The sequence below is a fragment of the Bradyrhizobium erythrophlei genome, assembly GCF_900129425.1.
Taxonomy (GTDB): domain Bacteria; phylum Pseudomonadota; class Alphaproteobacteria; order Rhizobiales; family Xanthobacteraceae; genus Bradyrhizobium; species Bradyrhizobium erythrophlei_C.
In genome coordinates, this window is the sequence record NZ_LT670817.1 from 2,974,144 (window position 1) to 2,989,247 (window position 15,104).

15 protein-coding genes are annotated in these 15,104 nt (G+C 62.3%); 6 read left to right on the forward strand and 9 right to left on the reverse strand.

The genetic code is table 11. The features are described from left to right. Positions 1-49: 49 nt before the first annotated feature. From B5527_RS13795 to B5527_RS13815, 5 genes are all read left to right on the forward strand, one after another. Positions 50-1,948: a potassium transporter Kup gene (locus B5527_RS13795; protein WP_079601801.1), complete on the forward strand. Its 1,899-nt coding sequence runs from the start codon at positions 50-52 to the stop codon at positions 1,946-1,948. Positions 1,949-2,082: 134 nt separating this feature from the next. Continuing rightward, positions 2,083-4,011 carry a potassium transporter Kup gene (locus tag B5527_RS13800; protein ID WP_079601803.1) on the forward strand — a complete coding sequence of 643 codons (1,929 nt, stop codon included), beginning with the start codon at positions 2,083-2,085 and terminating at the stop codon, positions 4,009-4,011. An 83-nt stretch (positions 4,012-4,094) separates the two neighbouring features. After that, complete coding sequence (locus B5527_RS13805; protein ID WP_079601805.1) at positions 4,095-4,475, forward strand: rhodanese-like domain-containing protein; 381 nt, start codon at positions 4,095-4,097, stop codon at positions 4,473-4,475. 22 nt (positions 4,476-4,497) lie between these two features. Continuing rightward, complete coding sequence (locus B5527_RS13810) at positions 4,498-5,661, forward strand: aminotransferase (RefSeq protein WP_079601807.1); 1,164 nt, start codon at positions 4,498-4,500, stop codon at positions 5,659-5,661. Positions 5,662-5,674: 13 nt separating this feature from the next. Then, positions 5,675-6,787 carry a polyamine ABC transporter substrate-binding protein gene (locus B5527_RS13815; RefSeq protein ID WP_425305097.1) on the forward strand — a complete coding sequence of 371 codons (1,113 nt, stop codon included), beginning with the start codon at positions 5,675-5,677 and terminating at the stop codon, positions 6,785-6,787. 149 nt (positions 6,788-6,936) lie between these two features. Here B5527_RS13815 and B5527_RS13820 read toward each other — a convergent pair whose 3' ends face one another. The 8 genes from B5527_RS13820 to B5527_RS13855 form a co-directional block, all read right to left on the reverse strand. Then, complete coding sequence (locus B5527_RS13820) at positions 6,937-7,869, reverse strand: lipid A biosynthesis lauroyl acyltransferase (RefSeq protein ID WP_079601810.1); 933 nt, start codon at positions 7,867-7,869, stop codon at positions 6,937-6,939. After that, positions 7,869-8,891 (reverse strand): zinc-binding dehydrogenase, encoded by a 1,023-nt coding sequence (locus B5527_RS13825; protein ID WP_079607268.1) that lies wholly within the window; start codon positions 8,889-8,891, stop codon positions 7,869-7,871. The genes B5527_RS13820 and B5527_RS13825 overlap by 1 nt, the downstream gene beginning before the upstream one ends. Before the next feature lie 96 nt (positions 8,892-8,987). After that, a complete protein-coding gene (locus B5527_RS13830) occupies positions 8,988-10,268 on the reverse strand; it encodes a beta-ketoacyl-ACP synthase (RefSeq protein ID WP_079601811.1) in 1,281 nt (426 codons plus the stop codon). 30 nt (positions 10,269-10,298) lie between these two features. Continuing rightward, on the reverse strand, positions 10,299-11,507 hold the full coding sequence (locus B5527_RS13835) for a beta-ketoacyl-ACP synthase (protein ID WP_079601813.1): 1,209 nt from the start codon (positions 11,505-11,507) through the stop codon (positions 10,299-10,301). Further along, complete coding sequence (locus B5527_RS13840; protein WP_079601814.1) at positions 11,500-11,973, reverse strand: 3-hydroxyacyl-ACP dehydratase FabZ family protein; 474 nt, start codon at positions 11,971-11,973, stop codon at positions 11,500-11,502. Before B5527_RS13840 ends, B5527_RS13835 begins: the two co-directional genes overlap by 8 nt. A gap of 9 nt (positions 11,974-11,982) precedes the next feature. Next, the gene (locus B5527_RS13845) at positions 11,983-12,264 is read right to left on the reverse strand and encodes an acyl carrier protein (RefSeq protein WP_002711294.1); all 282 of its coding nucleotides are present in this window, start codon (positions 12,262-12,264) and stop codon (positions 11,983-11,985) included. A 192-nt stretch (positions 12,265-12,456) separates the two neighbouring features. Next, positions 12,457-12,807: a hypothetical protein gene (locus B5527_RS13850; protein ID WP_079607269.1), complete on the reverse strand. Its 351-nt coding sequence runs from the start codon at positions 12,805-12,807 to the stop codon at positions 12,457-12,459. Positions 12,808-12,894: 87 nt separating this feature from the next. Next, the gene (locus tag B5527_RS13855; protein WP_079601816.1) at positions 12,895-13,779 is read right to left on the reverse strand and encodes an ion channel; all 885 of its coding nucleotides are present in this window, start codon (positions 13,777-13,779) and stop codon (positions 12,895-12,897) included. A 111-nt stretch (positions 13,780-13,890) separates the two neighbouring features. On the opposite strand from B5527_RS13855, the gene B5527_RS13860 reads away from it, so the two are divergent. Continuing rightward, positions 13,891-14,529 (forward strand): ParB-like protein, encoded by a 639-nt coding sequence (locus B5527_RS13860; RefSeq protein WP_079601817.1) that lies wholly within the window; start codon positions 13,891-13,893, stop codon positions 14,527-14,529. 3 nt (positions 14,530-14,532) lie between these two features. On the opposite strand, the gene B5527_RS13865 is transcribed toward B5527_RS13860, so the two are convergent. Further along, entirely contained in the window at positions 14,533-15,039 is a 507-nt protein-coding gene (locus tag B5527_RS13865; RefSeq protein WP_154072863.1) for an MgtC/SapB family protein, read from the reverse strand. Positions 15,040-15,104: the final 65 nt, after the last annotated feature.

Sequence of the window (15,104 nt, forward strand, 5' to 3'; positions counted from 1 at the left end):
TCGATAGCGACCGGGATCAGATCAGGCGACAGGACGTTTCTCCATCACCATGGCTGTCAGCGTCACATCCACCGAAGCCCATGAGGCACCGGTCAGCACCGGCTTTTGGGCCCTGACGCTGGGAAGCATCGGCGTGGTGTTTGGCGATATCGGGACCTCGCCGCTGTATGCGTTTCGCGAGGCTGTTGCCGGTGCCGCGCAGGGCCAGCCGATAACCCGGGTCATGGTGCTTGGGGTTTTGTCGCTGATCCTGTGGGCGCTCTTTATCGTGGTCACGGCAAAATACGTGCTGCTGCTGCTGCGCGCCGACAATAACGGCGAGGGCGGCACGCTTTCGCTGATGGCGCTCGGGCAACGCGCATTGGGTCGGAGAAGCTGGCCGCTGCTGGCGCTCGGCGTCATCGGCGCTTCGATGTTCATCGGCGACTCCATGATCACGCCGGCGATTTCGGTCCTGTCCGCGGTCGAAGGTCTCAAGCTCGCAACGCCGGCGCTCGAGCACTATGTGGTGCCGCTGACGGTTTTCATTTTGGTTGCGCTGTTCTCGATTCAAAGCAGCGGCACTGCGCGCGTCGCCTCGGCGTTCGGGCCGGTGATGGTTGTCTGGTTTGCGACTCTCGGCGTGATGGGCCTCGTTCATATCAGCGACGATCCGTCGGTGCTGGCCGCGATCAACCCCTGGTACGCGGTTCATTTCCTGCTTTCCCATGGCAAGATCGGAATGGTGACGCTGGGCGCGGTATTTCTCGCAGTGACCGGCGGCGAGGCGCTCTATGCAGATCTGGGCCACTTCGGACGCAAGCCGATCCAGGCGGGATGGCTTTACTTTGTGTTGCCCTCGCTTCTGATCAACTATTTCGGTCAGGGCGCGGTGGTGCTTTCCAATCCGGCGGCGATCGAAAATTCATTCTACCGGATGGTTCCGGAAATCCTGCTGCTGCCGCTGGTCGCGCTGTCGACCGCGGCGACGGTGATCGCAAGCCAGGCGGTAATTACGGGAGCCTATTCGTTGACCCGTCAGGCAGTGCAGCTCGGCCTGCTGCCGCGCTTCGAGGTCCGCTACACCTCGGAAGCCCATGCCGGGCAGATTTATCTGCCGCGCGTGAACAGGCTGTTGCTGATCGGCGTCTTGCTGCTGGTGCTGTTGTTCCGCACCTCGAGCGGACTGGCCTCCGCCTACGGCATCGCGGTCTCCACAACCATGGTCGCCGACGGCATCATGGGCTTCGTGGTGATCTGGAAGCTGTGGAATTGGCGCGCGGCCGCCGCGGCGGCGCTGATCGTGCCGTTTGTCGTCGTCGACATGACTTTCTTCAGTGCAAACCTCTTGAAGCTGCTCGAAGGCGCCTGGGTCCCGCTGCTGTTCGGTCTAGCGACGGCGATCATGATCTGGACCTGGCGCCGGGGTGCCGCAATCCTGGTCATCAAAACCCGGCGGATCGAAGTTCCGCTCACGGATCTGATCAAGAGCCTCGAAAAGCGCCCGCCTCACATCGTCAAGGGCACCGCGATCTTTCTGACCAGCGATCCGAGTTTCGTGCCGACGGCGCTGTTGCATAATCTCAAGCACAACAAGGTGCTGCACGAGCACAATGTGATTCTGACCATTGAAACCGCGCAGACTCCGCGCGTCGACCCCGCCGAGCGGGTCCGGATGGAAACCATCAGCGACAAATTTGCGACAGTGCGGCTGCGTTTCGGTTTCATGGAATCGCCGAACGTTCCCAAGGCGCTGGTGATCGCGCGCAAGCTCGGCTGGCAGTTCGATATCATGTCGACGTCGTTTTTCGTCTCGCGGCGCTCGCTGAAACCCTCTTCGCAGTCCGGAATGCCGCGCTGGCAGGACCACCTGTTCATCGCCATGAGCCGATCGGCCAATGACGCCACCGACTATTTCCAGATTCCGACCGGACGGGTGGTTGAAGTCGGTACCCAGGTTACTATTTAGCGGTTTTTGGCGGTTTATGCATTTTTGCATGCCGTAGACCCAAAATAGAGCTAGGCTATGCTCCAAGCGCAGGACTATAAGCCGCCTCGCTTTGCTATTTGTGTCAGTGAAGCATTTTGAGGCCTCAAGCTCCCATGACCAGTGACGCTGTAGCTTCCGCCGCGGAAATGCCGGCGGCCAATGGGCATGCCAATGCCCATTCGACCGCCGGCTTCAAGGCGCTCCTGATCGGCAGCATCGGCGTCGTCTACGGCGACATCGGCACCAGTCCGCTGTACGCGCTCCGCGAAGCCGTGATCGCCGCCAGCGGGCCTGCTGCGGGCGGCGTCACGCCGCAGGCGGTGCTCGGCGTCGTGTCGCTGATCCTGTGGGCGCTGATCATTGTGGTGACGCTGAAATATGTGCTGATCCTGCTGCGCGCGGATAACCATGGCGAGGGCGGAACGCTGGCGCTGATGGCGCTGGCGCAACGCGCGGTTAGCTATGGTGCCGGCGCCATCGTGCTGCTCGGGATCGTCAGCGGCGCGCTATTTTACGGCGACGCGGTGATCACGCCGGCGCTGTCGGTGCTGTCAGCCATCGAGGGTATCAAACTCGTCACCTCCGCGTTCGATCCGTACGTCGTGCCGCTGACGGTGCTGATCCTGCTGGTGTTGTTCGCCGCCCAGTCACGCGGCACCGCGCGCGTCGCGGCTTTCTTCGGGCCGGTGATGACTATCTGGTTCGGCGTCATCGCGATTGCGGCGATCCCCCCGATCATGCGACATCCCGAAGTTCTTTATGCGCTGAATCCCGTCCATGCCGTCGCGTTCATGCTTCATCACGGCATCATCGGATTCGTCACGCTCGGCGCGGTATTTCTCGCGGTCACCGGAGCCGAGGCGCTGTACGCCGACCTCGGGCATTTCGGCAAACGGCCGATCCAGACAGCGTGGCTTTTCATCGTGCTGCCGTCGCTGGCGCTGAATTATCTGGGGCAGGGCGCACTGGTCATCGCCAATCCCCGGGCGGTCGAGAACCCCTTCTTCCTGATGTTCCCGGACTGGGCCGTGTTGCCGATGGTCTGTCTCGCCACGGTGGCCACCGTGATTGCGAGCCAGGCGGTGATCACCGGCGCCTATTCGTTGACGCGCCAGGCCATTCAGCTGGGCTTGCTGCCGCGATTTGAAATTCGCCATACATCGGAATCCCATTCCGGCCAGATTTATATCCCGCGCATCAATATGCTGCTGCTCGTCAGCGTGGTGCTGCTGGTCCTGATGTTCCGTTCGTCAAGCGCGCTGGCGTCGGCCTATGGTATTTCCGTGACCGGGACCATGGTGGTGACCGCGATGATGGGTTTTGTCGTCATCTGGCGAGTCTGGAAATGGTCGCCGTTCGCGGCGGCGGCGCTGATTGCGCCGTTTCTGTTTCTCGACCTGACCTTTCTGGCAGCGAACCTGTTGAAAGTGTTCGAGGGCGGCTGGGTGCCGCTGGCGCTGGGATCCGTCGTGATGCTCCTGATGTACACTTGGCGGCGCGGCAGCAGGCTTTTGTTCGAGAAATCGCGCAAGCTGGAGTTTCCGCTGGCAGACCTGGTGTCGATGCTGGAAAAGCGGCCGCCGCAGCGGGTTTCCGGCACCGCAGTATTCCTGACCAGCGATCCCGTCAGCGCGCCGACGGCTCTGATGCACAGTCTCAAGCACTACAAGGTGCTGCACGAGAAGAACGTCATTCTCACCATCGAAACCGCGCCGACACCTCGGATCGACCCGGCCGAGCGGGTCAGGCTGGAACAGATCAGCGCGACCTTCACCAAGGTCACGCTGCGGTTCGGTTTCATGGAGTCGCCCAATGTGCCCAAGGCGCTGGCGATCGCGCGCAAGCTGGGCTGGCAGTTCGATATCATGTCGACGTCGTTCTTCCTGTCGCGGCGTGCGCTCAAGCCGGCCGCGCATTCCGGCATGCCGCGCTGGCAGGATCATCTTTTCATCGCGCTCAGCCGCACCGCCAACGATGCCACCGACTATTTCCAGATTCCGAGCGGGCGGGTGGTCGAAGTGGGAACGCAGGTTACCGTCTAGGCCGGACGCCTCTCAAACCACCTTGCGGTGCTTGATTTTCGCCGCGCCAGGGGTGAGGTTGGCACCGGCGACAGCCATGGAATATGCGTAAGTCAAAATGCTCTCGGGCATTGTGTAGGAGAAATCGAGTGGCGGATCAGGGTCATCAAGTCACAGATTTGACGCCGGAGGAGGTATCCAAGGGGATGGCCGACGGACGCTATCTTCTCGTCGACGTCCGTGAGCCGAACGAGGTTGCCGCGGAAGCCTATCCGGGCGCGGTGGTCGTTTCGCTGTCGAGTTTCGACCCGCAGGATATTCCGGATCCGCACGGCAAGCAGGTGGTTTTCGCCTGCCGCTCGGGGAAGCGATCGGTCACGGCGTCGCTGGCCGCCCAGGCCGCAGGTCTGGCCTACGACAAGCATCTTGCGGGCGGCATGCTGGCCTGGAAGGCTGCGGGATTGCCGACCAAGACCGGCGGCTGACCGTCCATGGCTTCCTGAACAAATGGCTTCCATGAACACGGTCTTTGCGGATCTTCCGGTCACGATCTTCGAGGCGATGTCGCAGCTGGCGCGCGACAACAACGCCATCAATCTCGGCCAGGGTTTCCCGGACGATCCCGGCCCCGAGGACATTCGCCGCGCGGCGGCCGACGCCGTCATGGACGGCTACAATCAATACCCCTCGATGATGGGCATCCCGGAATTGCGGCAGGCGATCGCTGCCCATTACGGGCGCTGGCATGGCCTCGCGCTCGATCCGATGGCCGAGGTGATGGTGACCTCCGGAGGCACCGAGGCGCTCACGTCAGCCATTCTGGCCGTGGTCGAGCCGGGCGACGAGGTGGTCGTGTTCCAGCCGGTCTACGACTCCTATTTGCCGATCATCCGCCAGGCCGGAGGCATCCCGCGGCTGGTGCGCCTCGAGCCGCCGCACTGGCGGCTGACCGAGGAGGCGCTGCGAGGCGTTTTCAACCACAAGACCAAGGCGGTGCTGTTCAACAATCCGCTCAATCCCGCCGCGGTGGTCTATCCGCGCGAGGACCTCGAACTGCTGGCGCGGTTCTGTCAGGAATTCGATACCATCGCGATCTGCGACGAGGTCTGGGAGCATGTGGTGTTCGACGGCCGCGAACATATTCCGCTGATTACCATTCCGGGAATGCGCGATCGCACCATCAAGGTCGGCTCCGCGGGCAAGATTTTTTCGCTGACCGGGTGGAAGATCGGCTTTGTCTGCGCGGCGCCGCCGCTGTTGCGGGTCGCCGCAAAGGTGCACCAGTTCCTCACCTTCACCACCGCGCCCAATCTCCAGGTCGCGGTCGCCTACGGCCTCGGCAAGCCGGCGGATTATTTCCATCGGATGCGCAAGGAATTGGCGCGCAGCCGCGACCGTCTCACGAGGGGACTCGAGCGCATCGGCTTCCCGGTGCTTCCCTCGCAGGGCACCTATTTCCTCACCGTCGACCTTTCCCCGCTCGGTCTCAACGAAACCGACGAGGCGTTCTGCAGGCGCATCGTGACCGATTACAAGGTTGCGGCGATTCCGGTGTCGGCCTTCTACGAAAAGGACGCCGTGACATCCGTCGTGCGGTTTTGTTTTGCCAAGAAGGATGCCACCCTCGACACCGCGCTGGAGCGTCTGTCGGACGCGGTGCACCGCCGCTAACAGGGTGACGATGATGCGGGGTTGGTGCTGCACGCAGATCCGGTTTATTGCCGCGATTGCTGCGATTCTCGCCTTGTCGTCGCCGCTCGCGCAGGCTCAGCAGCGCACCGTCAACTTCTACAACTGGTCGAACTATATCGCGCCGGGGGTGCTCGAAGACTTCACCAGGGAAACCGGCATCAAGGTGGTCTACGACACCTTCGATGCCAATGAGACGTTGGAGACGCGGTTACTGGCGGGGAAATCGGGTTACGATGTCGTCGTTCCCACCGCCTATTTCCTGCAGCGCCAGATCCAGGCGAATATTTTCCAGAAGCTGGACAAGTCCAGGCTTACGAACCTTGCCAATGCGTGGCCGGTGGTGACGAAACAGCTCGCCACTTACGACCCCGGCAATCAGTACGCCGCCAACTACATGTGGGGCACCACGGGCATCGGCTATAACGTCAAGGCGGTACAGAAAATTCTCGGTCCCGACGCCAGGATCGACAGCTGGGACATCGTCTTCAAGCCGGAAAACCTCGCCAAATTCAGGGATTGCGGCATACACATGCTGGATTCCGCCGACGATATTTTCCCCGCCGCGTTGAGCTATCTCGGGCTCGATCCCAATTCGACCAAGCAGGCCGACCTCGAAAAGGCCGCCGATCTCGTCAGCAAGATCAGGCCCTATGTTCGCAAGTTTCATTCGTCGGAATATCTGAGCGCGCTGGCCACCGGCGAGATTTGCCTGGTGGTGGGCTGGTCGGGCGACATCATGCAGGCGCGAAGCCGGGCCGCGGAAGCAAAAAACGGCATCGAGATCGGCTATGCCATTCCGAAAGAGGGCGCGCAGATGTTCTTCGACAATCTCGCGATTCCTGCCGATGCGAAGAATGTCGCGGAGGCCTACGAGCTGATCAATTATCTCTATCGGCCCGAGGTTGCGGCGAAGAACTCGGACTTCCTGTCCTATGCCAACGGCAACCTCGCGAGCCAGCAGCTGGTCGACCAGAAAATTTTCAACGACAGGAACATCTATCCGGATGACGCGACGCTGAAGAAGCTGTTCGTGATCACCGCGCGCGATCCGGCCACGCAGCGGATCATCAACCGGCTCTGGACGCGGGTGAAGACGGGACGGTAGGTCTCCTCCTCATCCTGAGGAGGCGCGCAAGCGCCGTCTCGAAGGATGGCCGCATCGGGGCTTTCATGGTTCGAGACGCGCCAACGGGTCCGCGCGAAGCGCGGCCCGATGATAAACTCCGGCGCGCTCCTCACCATGAGGATCGATACCTACCGCCAGCGGCGGTGCAGCCACAGCCACTGATCCGGATATTCGCGAATCCAGCCCTCGATGACCGACGTGATCGCCTGCATCGTACCTTGAACGTCGATTTGGCCCGAGGCGTCGCGCACCGGCTTTACCTCTTCGGAGAGCTCGGCGCGAAAGCGGTGGCCGGGCAGGCGGATGATCCGGACGCCATGAATCGGACACTCGATCTGCCGCAGCAGCCGCGCCAGCATCGGATTGGCCTTGGTCTTGCGGCCGAAGAACGTGACCTCGACGCCGTTGGTGAAATACTGGTCCACCAGCATGGCGACGTGCTGACCGTTTTGCAGCGCCTGCGCCAGCTTCAGCGGCGCGTCATGGCTGGCCGGGATCAGCGTGCCCATCTTCACCGCGCGCATCTCCTCGATGATGCGGTTGGCGGCAGCGATGTTCGGCCGCCGGTACAGCACGGCGGCGTCCAGCCCGTGCGCGACCGCCGCCAAAGCGGGCAGTTCCCAGTTGCCGAGATGGCTTGCGAAGATCAGCGCCGGCTTGCCGTCGAGCCGAAGCTGCGCAAACAGCTCGTGGGTACGCGGCTGGATTTCGATGCGGCTGTCCTCGGGATGCGCCGGATCGTGCTCCCAGATATGGTCGAGATGGGCGAATTCGGCACCGACGCGGCCGAGATTGTCCCAGACGCCCGCCAGAATGGTCTCGATCTCTTCGGGTGACTTTTCCGGGAAAGCGGCGGTCAGGTTGGCGCGGGCGATCCGCTGCTCGCGCAGCCGCGGTCCGATCAGCCGGGTGATCCGGCCGAACAGGTTGGCGGTCTTGATCGGATCGAAATAGCGGGTGGTGCGCAGCATTGCGATCGTCAATGCGCCGATCGCGGCTTCGCCGAGCGGCTTGGTCGCGTCGCGAATACGTGCCCGGGTGCGAAGCAGCAGACGGTGCATCAGAAACCAACGACGATTTTGCCGAACACCTGCCGGCTTTCCATGCGCTTGAGCGCGACCGCAACATCCTCGATCGGCACTTCGGTGTCGATCACCGGATGCATGCCGCCGGCCATTTTGTCGAGACTCTCCGCGATATTGCGTATCGTCGCACCGAACGAGCCGAAGATGCGATACTGCCGCTGGAATAATTGCATCAGGTTGAGCGTGGTGGTCGGCCCGGAGGTCGAGCCGCAGGTCACCAGCCGTCCGCCACGCTTCAGGGTAAGCAACGAGCCGTTGAACGTATCGGCGCCGACATGTTCGAACACGACATCGACGCCCTTTTTCCGGGTGATCTTGCGGGTCTCGTGCTCGAAACGATCCTTGCGGTAATTGATGACGTGGTCGGCGCCGAGCGCTTTCACGCCGTCGATCTTGGAATCATCGCCGACCGTCGTGATGACGGTGCAGCCGATTGCCTTGGCCATCATGATGGCGACGGTGCCGATGCCCGAGCCCCCGGCATGCACCAGCACGGTTTCACCGCCTTCCAGTTTCGCATTGTCGAACAGCATGTGCTGCACGGTAGAGAACGCGATCGGCGCGCAGGCGGCATCGCGGTCGCTGACGCCCTCCGGTACCGCAATCACCAGCCGTTCGGGCAGGTTCAAGAGTTCGCGCCCGAAACCGTCGACATGGAAGCCCATGATGCCGGCGACGTCCTCGCAAAGATTGTCGCGGCCCTCCTGGCAGGCGCGGCAGACGCCGCAGGTGAGGGCGCCATACATGACCACCTTCTGTCCCGGCTTGAAGCGCGTCACGGCTTCGCCAACGGCGGCAACCTCGCCAGAGGCTTCGGCGCCGACGATCAGCGGCAGCTTGCGCTTCGCAAACGCCATGCCGCGATAGCCCCAGACATCGATGTGATTGAGCGCCACCGCCTTCACCGCGATCTGTACCTCGCCGGGGCCCGGCGGCGGTGGTGCCGGCAGCTCCGCGATCACCAGCTGACGATCGGCAACAAGGGTGAGCGCACGCATGATGCCGTGTTTCCGGTAAGAAGGATTTCCGATCGCGTGCGTATCGCCGGTTCGTACGATGACGTCAATCGCCGACATTGGAAGGTGGTAAGCGGTTCAGACCGGTTCGCGCGTCAGAATCAGCGAGGCATTCTGGCCGCCGAAACCGAACGAATTCGACATCACGGCGGTGACGCGGGCGTCGCGGGCCGTGTTCCCTACCACGTCGAACAGGATCGCCGGATCCGGGGTGTCATAATTGATCGTCGGCGGAATACGCTGGTGCTCGAGCGTCAACAGCGAAAACACCGCTTCGACCGCGCCGGCCGCCGAGATGGTATGGCCGACCATCGATTTGTTCGACGACACCGGAATTTTCGTCGCGTGTTCGCCGAACACCGCTGACGTCGTCAGATATTCCATTTTGTCGTTTTCCGGCGTCGCGGTGCCGTGGGCGTTGATGTGGTCGATTTGTTCCGGCGTCATGCCGGCGTCTGCCAGGGTTTTCAGCATGCAGCCGATGATCGGCTTGCCGTCGGGACTCGATCGGGTTCGGTGGAACGAGTCGGTCAGTTCGCCGCAGCCGGCCAGCACCCCCAGGATCGGCGCGCCACGCGCGGTGGCGGCCTCGTAGCTTTCCAGCACCAGCGCCCCGGCACCTTCCGCCATGACGAAACCGTCGCGGTTCTTCGAGAAGGGCTTGGACGCCGCCTGAGGCGGTTCGTTCCGCGTCGACAGCGCGGACAGAAGGGAAAATCGGACCATCGCTTCCGGATTGACCGTACCCTCCGCTCCCACGCAGAGGGCAGCGTCAGCCTCGCCGCGGCGGATCGCTTCGACGCCGAGCTGGATCGCAGTTGCGCCGGATGCACAGGCGGTCGAAAGCGAAATCGGCGAACCCTTGGTGCCGAATTTCTCCGCCAGATGTCCCGCCACCGACCCGAACATGAACCGCCGATGATACTGGGTGAATCGCGCACCGCCGCTAACGCGCAGGAGGCCGTCGTAATCGACTTCTGCGTCCCCTCCGACCTCGCGTCCGAGTTCAAACCGCTGCGGCCACTCCACCTCGACCGGTGCGACTGCAAGAAACAGCGGTCCCGGGAAGTCGCCCTTGCTGCCAACGCCGGATTGCTCAAGCGCTTCTTCGGTCGCGAGTTCGGCGAGACGCTCGGTCAGGCCGGTCGAGGAGAACGGCTCGACGGTCAGGAAATCGACGGTGCCCGCCATGGTCGTCTTCAGGCCGTCGATCGGGAAACGCGTGACGGTCCGGATGCCGGATTCCCCGGCGGTCAGCTTCGCCCAGTTGTCGGACTTGCCGGCGCCGAGCGAAGTCACGATGCCCATGCCGGTGACGACGACGATCGGCCTTCCGAACTTGTCGCGTGGTGCTGTCATGTTCCCCCCCAACCAGTCAGACCGCCATGGTCACTTGATCGCCTCGACCAGCGCCATCCCTTCGCCGCGCCAGTGACCTGCGCCAACGACTACAATCTGGGCAGGCGGCTTGGACATTTCAATCTCCAGGCCGGTGGAATCGTTCGCGGGAAACAAGGCGCCGCGCGAGATCGACAGCGCCGCCAGGCCGAGGCCCAACGGAAACTGGGTTTCCATGGCGTGGCCGAACATCGTGCCGGTCGCCCGCACCGCAAAATCGGGGTGTTCCCCAAGGAAGGATCGTTCCTCTGATGTGGCCGGTTCGGCGCCGGTGGCGCCGGTGATAATGGCGCCGTCCCCCTCGAGCTTGCCGAGCTTCGACCACAAATTATCCAGCGTCACCTTGACGGCGCCCGCTTGCTTGCGCTGCGACCGATCGGCGACGACGTTGGTCAGGCGCGCAAAGGGCTTTGCGCCGCGGGCTATCGCGTGCGCCTTGGACTCGACGACAAGAAACGCGCCTGCGGAACCGAGCGCGAAGCCGGCGTTTTCCTGACGCGCCCAGACCGGGGCGAATTTGTGCTTGAGGTTGAAATCGCCGAACTCGTAGAGCACCAGAAGATCCTTGCGCTCGCCGTTTTGCGAGCCGCCGATCAGCACGATGTCGCTTTGGCCGGCGGAGATACGTGCGAGCGCGATCCTCGCGGCGTCGACGCCGGCGGCTTCCTCGCCCATGAAGGTGCGCGAGGTGCCGCAGACCCCGTGGACGATGGCAATATTGCCCGCGAGCAGGTTGGAGAGCTGCGCCAGGAACAGTGTCGGCCGCAGGTCGTTCATCAGCCGCTCGTTGAGAAACCCGGGCGCCGAATTGCCTTTTGCCGCGGCGTTGAGAATGCCGCTGTCCACCGCGAGATCGCGTTCGCCGCCTCCGGCGGCGACGATCATGTCCATCCGCGCCAGGATTTCCTTGTTACCCTTGATCCCGGCCGATTCCAGCGCCAGCCCGGCGGCATAGGTCCCGATCCGCTGCCAGGCCTCCATCTGGCGCTGGTCGCCCTTTTTGGGGATCTGGGCGTCGAGATTGACCGGCGCCCAGGGATGCACGATGTAGGGCGCGAAACCCTTCTCATCGACGTTGACGCGCCGCGCCGTGAGCGCGTCCCAGTTCGCGTCCAGCCCCTCGCCGAGCGAGGTGGCAAGCCCGATGCCGGTGATCCAGACTTCGGCCGAACCCGCGCTCGAGGATTTGGTCTCAGTCATGGGGGATCAGTTCTTGCGGAAATCCGATGCGCTTGGCCATGGCATCCATGAATACGCGCAAATCCGGATGGGGGAAGGGGATATGGCGGAACGTGATGGTGGCGTTGCTCCTGAGCTCGCCGCCGACGCTGACCTTAGCGGAGGTAATGGCAAAACCCGAGCCCTCGTGAACGACGCTGGCCTCTATCTTCAGGAGCTCGCCGGGGCTGACAAAACCCCGCATCTTGGCTTCCTTGACCGCGCCCAGGAACGGCATGCGCTCGAACTTCATCAGCGCCAGCAACAGCCAGCCCGACGTCTGCGCCATCGACTCGATCAGCAGCACGCCCGGCATGATCGGGTAGCCCGGAAAGTGGCCCTCGAAGATGGTATTCTGCTTCGGAACCTCGGCCTCGACCGTGATGGTGCGCTCGCCGAGATTGAGATCGGTGATGCGGTCAATCAGCTGGAAATATTCGAGGTGCATGGCGCGCTGTTACGCGCCTTTGGCGGCGACCAATTCGTCGATGCGCGCGCTGAGGTTTTTCAGGACAAAATACTGCTCGGTGGTCGCCTTGCCGTCGTTGACTTCCTGGGTCCACTTTTCCAGCGGCAGCTTGATCCCGAACGCCTTGTCGATCGCGAACGCGATGTCGAGAAAATCGAGGCTGTCGATCCCCAGATCGTCGATGGCGTGGCTCTCCGGCGTGATGGTGTCGCGCGGGATGTCGCAGGTTTCAGCGATAATCGTGGCGACCTGATCGAATGTGGAGGACATCACTAAACCTTTGATATATTGGAGATAAATTCCAGAATGGCACGGCAGGCGGGCGCTGCGCCCCGGGAATGCCCCATCCGCCATCCGGAGTCGAGTGCCCGTATATCGGAGCGCCGCCCCGAGTTCAATGGAGGCGGGCGGTGCCCGCCGGATTGGATTTATCGCCCGACCGGCAGCCCTGGCTTGAAACGGCTAGAAATACGGGGTCGAAATGCGGGCGCAATCCCGGCGCCCCATCAGCACGCAGTCCTGGGTCTTGCGCAGATCCGCAATGTTCTTGGCGAGCCATAATCCGACGGCCATCAGCGCGACGGTAAAAGCGAAGGCCGCAATGTTGGCCAGCATGCGATGACGAAAATCGTCCGGTCGCTCCCGGACGCGCTCATAGCGCGACAGGTCATTCGGTTCTTCCCCGGCGTCGTGCTGCGGACCCGGATGGCCCAGCTTTCCCGGCCGCCCCGGAGGAGGGGTGCGCGGCCGGAACTGGAGCACGCGATGCTCTTCTTCCGACACTTCCGACGTAATGGGCCGCTGGGTCTTCACGGCTGCCAACTCCGGGACACCTGATATTGTCTAGCACGCCCGCGACGCGTCTCACAGATAATGTTGACATGGGACGGATGCGATAATCTATCCCTCGAAAGTTTCATGGAACCTGCTGTAGTCGATTCTAAGCCGGCCATCCTCTGACGTGCCGAGGATGTCGACGTAGCGGTGCCCGAAGCGAATGTCGGAATGAACGTAGAACTTTCTTGCGTAGACGGTTTGCGCCGCAACGACATCGTATCCGGACACCACCACGATAAGCGAAACTTCCGAGGCGGCGAGGTCATCGGCCCCGAGCCCGTACAGCGGGCTTGCCTCGTCAATAATATGGTAGAGGGTCCAGCTCAGGGCCAGCGCCGGGTGCTCGTTTCGCGTCAGGGACAATTCGTAGAACCTTCGAAACGACTCGTCCTCCAGACTCACTTCGTCTCTGAGCAACCACAATTTGGCGGTGGCATTGCTGATGATGTTATGACGCTCGTTGACGAAGCGAACCATCAGGGTCGGCCTGCCCTCGTGAGTTGAAATGACAGGGTGGTCGGCGAACAGCAGCCGGGCATTCGGCCGCGAGAACCGGGCAAAGACCAGCCCGGTCATCAGCGCCATCGAAAAGATGCCAGTGAACAGCTCCACCGCGGCGATGAAATGCCCGTAATGGGTCTGCGGATGCATGTCGCCATAGCCGGCGGTCGAAAGTGTCTCGATGCTGAAATAGAGATAGTCGATGTAGGCGCCGCTAGGCACGCTCGAAATCGGCTGATTTCCGATCCAGTAGAACACGGCGAAAACTGCGTTGAAGACGATAAACACCAGCGCGGCGCCGCCGATGAAAGCCGGCCAGGACGCGGTCATGCAGCGGTGGCTGATGTCCGCCCAGAAATTGAGTCGTAGGCCCTCCGCGATGACTTCGCGACCACCAAGCCGGACCACCTGCGCCTTCGATGTTCGCTCGCTCCGGCTCCTGGCCATCTTTTTCGAATCTCGCAACGCTAATCGGGGCATTTGATCGCCGGCGCCATCATGGCATAATCGCCCCGATTTCAGCGGATTTTTTGGCGATCAGACAGAGGATTTCAAGTCATGGCGAACACGCGCGAACCGATCCTTCAGCCGATTCCGATCACCTCGCTGCGTCCGACACAGATGACGGTCGGAATGCGGGAAGTGAATGAAAAACGCAAGCGCTTGCGGGAGTATTGGGACACGCACAAGTCGACAAAAAAGCGCGGCGAGTTTTTGGGCAGACACATGGTCCCAGTGGTGCTGGGACCGGACCAACGCCACTATGTGGTCGATCACCACCATCTGGCGCGGGCGCTTCACGAAGAGAAGGTCGAGGATATTCTGGTGACCGTGATCGGCGATCTCTCCATGGTCGAGCGCGACGCATTCTGGGGCGTGATGGATAACAAGCGGTGGGTCTATCCGTACGACACCAAGGGCGAACGCCGGCACTTCAGGGATATTCCGAAATCGATCACCGCCCTCAAGGACGACCCGTTCCGCAGCCTCGCCGGCGAATTACGCCGCGTCGGCGGTTTTGCCAAGGATACCACGCCGTTCAGCGAATTCCTGTGGGCGGATTTCCTGCGCCGCCAAATGTCGCGCAAGGGCGTAGAGGACAATTTCGACAAGGCCATCGAGAAAGCGCTGGCGCTGGCGAAAAGCAAGGACGCGGTTTACCTGCCCGGCTGGTGCGGCGCCGTGTCCGACGATTGAGAATTAGCTCCGCCGGGAATCGGCGCGCGGAGCAGGGGCGGGGGATTTTGGCGCCGCCTCGTCCTTGCCGCCGAGCATACGATGCAGCCAGCGCTCGAGCCAGCGGCCGACGATCAGAAGTGTGAACGTAATGGCGAGAGCAACGGCGACTATCCGCCATTGCCCGATCCCGCAGGCGATGCCGACACAGGCGGCAAGCCAGGTGCAGGCGGCGCTGGTCAGTCCGTGGACCTGGAAATGGTGTTGGGCGCGCACAATCACGCCGGCGCCGAGAAAACCGATGCCGGTGAGGATTCCCTGAACGACCCGGCTGGCTTCGGTCGACATTTTCGCGGGGTCGTCGGCTTGGCCGGCCAGTACCACGACCGTTGCCGTGGCCAGGCCAACGATACCAAGCGTCTTCAAGCCGATCGGTTTGCCCTGAAGATCGCGATTGAGACCAATCAGGCCGCCCGCGAGCGTGGCGATGCCGAGACGCAGCACGATCTCCGGCCAATCCAGCAATGCGATGACCTCCGGCCTCGGGGTTCGCAACGATAGGCCAAGGCTCCCTTCGCCTCAATCGCCGAATCGCA

Coding starts and splice junctions, on each gene's coding strand:
- B5527_RS13795 (WP_079601801.1), top strand. CDS start 50: ATGGCTGTCAGCGTCACATCCACCGAAGCCCATGAGGCACCGGTCAGC.
- B5527_RS13800 (WP_079601803.1), top strand. CDS start 2,083: ATGACCAGTGACGCTGTAGCTTCCGCCGCGGAAATGCCGGCGGCCAAT.
- B5527_RS13805 (WP_079601805.1), top strand. CDS start 4,095: ATGCGTAAGTCAAAATGCTCTCGGGCATTGTGTAGGAGAAATCGAGTG.
- B5527_RS13810 (WP_079601807.1), top strand. CDS start 4,498: ATGGCTTCCATGAACACGGTCTTTGCGGATCTTCCGGTCACGATCTTC.
- B5527_RS13815 (WP_425305097.1), top strand. CDS start 5,675: ATGCGGGGTTGGTGCTGCACGCAGATCCGGTTTATTGCCGCGATTGCT.
- B5527_RS13820 (WP_079601810.1), bottom strand. CDS start 7,869: ATGCACCGTCTGCTGCTTCGCACCCGGGCACGTATTCGCGACGCGACC.
- B5527_RS13825 (WP_079607268.1), bottom strand. CDS start 8,891: ATGCGTGCGCTCACCCTTGTTGCCGATCGTCAGCTGGTGATCGCGGAG.
- B5527_RS13830 (WP_079601811.1), bottom strand. CDS start 10,268: ATGACAGCACCACGCGACAAGTTCGGAAGGCCGATCGTCGTCGTCACC.
- B5527_RS13835 (WP_079601813.1), bottom strand. CDS start 11,507: ATGACTGAGACCAAATCCTCGAGCGCGGGTTCGGCCGAAGTCTGGATC.
- B5527_RS13840 (WP_079601814.1), bottom strand. CDS start 11,973: ATGCACCTCGAATATTTCCAGCTGATTGACCGCATCACCGATCTCAAT.
- B5527_RS13845 (WP_002711294.1), bottom strand. CDS start 12,264: ATGTCCTCCACATTCGATCAGGTCGCCACGATTATCGCTGAAACCTGC.
- B5527_RS13855 (WP_079601816.1), bottom strand. CDS start 13,779: ATGGCCAGGAGCCGGAGCGAGCGAACATCGAAGGCGCAGGTGGTCCGG.
- B5527_RS13860 (WP_079601817.1), top strand. CDS start 13,891: ATGGCGAACACGCGCGAACCGATCCTTCAGCCGATTCCGATCACCTCG.